The 2,147-nt window shown below is 36.7% G+C and carries 3 protein-coding genes; all 3 read left to right on the forward strand.

Annotated elements, in window-relative coordinates; translation table 11 throughout:
• Nucleotides 1-423 (forward strand): helix-turn-helix transcriptional regulator (locus BUB85_RS20745; RefSeq protein WP_143160822.1); only part of this gene is annotated, 423 nt, incomplete at its 5' end.
• Nucleotides 424-613: 190 nt separating this feature from the next.
• Nucleotides 614-1,486: an ISL3 family transposase gene (locus BUB85_RS20750; RefSeq protein ID WP_242945516.1), complete on the forward strand. Its 873-nt coding sequence runs from the start codon at nucleotides 614-616 to the stop codon at nucleotides 1,484-1,486.
• Nucleotides 1,449-2,057, forward strand: a complete 609-nt coding sequence (locus BUB85_RS20755; protein ID WP_073113365.1) for a hypothetical protein — start codon at nucleotides 1,449-1,451, stop codon at nucleotides 2,055-2,057. Before BUB85_RS20750 ends, BUB85_RS20755 begins: the two co-directional genes overlap by 38 nt.
• Nucleotides 2,058-2,147 lie beyond the last annotated feature (90 nt).

Below are 2,147 nucleotides of genomic sequence, written 5' to 3' on the forward strand. Positions count from 1 at the left end.
GATAATTATGAAGAAATGCTTGTCCTTCTGCTCCGTCATCTTCTTATTATCTTTCATCGAGAACTGACCAGGGAACATATCTTAAAAAATGAATATTTGGATCACGAGATGGATAATGCTGTTACCTTTTTCAGTGAAAACTATAACCAGAATATTAACATAGATGATTATGCTGCCTCACGAGGGATGAGTGTCAGCTGGTTTATCCGGAATTTTAAAAAATACACAGGTTCTACACCAATGCAGTTCATCGTGGGAATCCGAATTAACAATGCCCAGATGTTACTTGAAACAACAACCTATTCCATCAATGAGATTTCTAAAATCGTCGGATATGATAACCAGCTTTATTTCAGCCGGCTTTTCCACAAGCTAAAAGGATATTCTCCCAGAGAGTACCGAAAGATAAGAAACAAGTTCTGAGATCTGCAAAGTCATAAAAACCTGACTCACCCAAAAAGAGGATGCCACAGAATCATCAAATCAATGATTCCATGGCATCCTCTTCTTACTTTTGCTATTCTTATGGTTCTTCCGCACATTTTCGTATAAACGTATGCATATAACTGTAGATTGTGTTATACTAATAGCAAATATCCGTGAGGTGATCCAAATGCAGAGTATTGCCAATTCTATTAGTTTACAGTCATTTTATCCGGAAAATTTAAATATTATGTCCATAGAGCAAGATGACAGTGTTATTACAATTCATATCAAATCCAAAACAAAGGAATGCAAATGTCCTTCCTGTAATTCGGTATCGGGAGAACTATATGCAACGCATCATAAAAAAGTTCAAGACCTCCCAATACTGGGAAAACGAGTTGTATTGGATCTTACCCTTTATGAATTCAAATGCAATAACCCTGATTGTAATTCTGTAAGCTTTACAGAATCTTGTAGTGACTTTTTGAACGATTACTGTTACATGACTAATCGCCTGGTAGATTTAGTCTGCACCCTGGCTCTTGAAACCAGTTGTGAAAGCTGTGCAAGAATTCTTCAGTCAATGAGTGTTAAAATCAGTGGGGATACCGTTATACGAACACTAATTAAACGATACGATCGTCAACCGACTACCAAATGTGGTTCAGCTATTGGTGTTGATGATTTTGCTTTTAAGAAACGTCATACATACGGTACAATAATTGTAGATGCAGAAACCCATAAAACGGTTGCAATTCTGGATGGCCGTGATGGTACCACATTAAAAGAATGGCTGGAAAATAACAAACAAGTAAAAACTGTAACTCGTGATCGAGCTAGTGCATATGCAAAGGCTGTTGAGGAAATCCTTCCCGACTGTATGCAGATTGCAGACCGTTTCCATCTGCATAAGAATCTGATGGATGCTGTCAATAAAATACTGGGCAGAGAAATTCCTGCAACCACTGCAATCATGGATGAAACGTCTAGCAATTCTCACTCAGATAAAGCAACTGAAGATAATGAGCCTTGCAAAAAAAATCGTATCCATTGTGGATAACCTAACGGATGCAGAGAAGAAACGTTTAAAACTCATCTACCAGATTCAGAAAATGGCAAAGGTGTGTAAAAATAAATCGGAAATTTGTAGGAAATTCAATCTGAATAAAGCCACCATCAAGAAATATCTTTATGGGGATCCAGAAGTATTATGCCGTTCAAACAAAAGGAGCTTCTTGGATCAATACAAAGATTTCATAATCAAATGTATTTCTGATGGAATGACTCAAACTGATACCGCCAAACGGGTAAAAGACCTTGGTGTATCATGCGGTCTTGGGAATATTCGCCTATATGTCTTTTCAGTGGCAAAACAGTATCAATTAGAAGTTACGAAATATGTATCTTCCAATGGTGGATACGCTGCTTCGGAAAAAGTCAGAGCTGAATATATCACGCGCAAAGGAATCTTTAATTATCTATGGATGAATGGAGAACTTACCCCAAGTCACCATGAGTTTCTTTGGAATAAATACAATCCACTTCCTGAATTGGAAAAATGTATTCTGGAATTCCGTGAAATATTCACTGTAAAAAATATGTCTTTGCTATATCTTTTTATAGAACGATAGTAACTGTTCAGAACCCCCTTGGGGAACTAATTAATTTTTGTACAAAACAGAGAATTTTTAAAACCTGTTTTGCGATATTATTTCGGTAAT

Source organism: Hespellia stercorisuis DSM 15480 (genome assembly GCF_900142165.1).
GTDB classification, from domain to species: Bacteria; Bacillota; Clostridia; order Lachnospirales; family Lachnospiraceae; genus Hespellia; species Hespellia stercorisuis.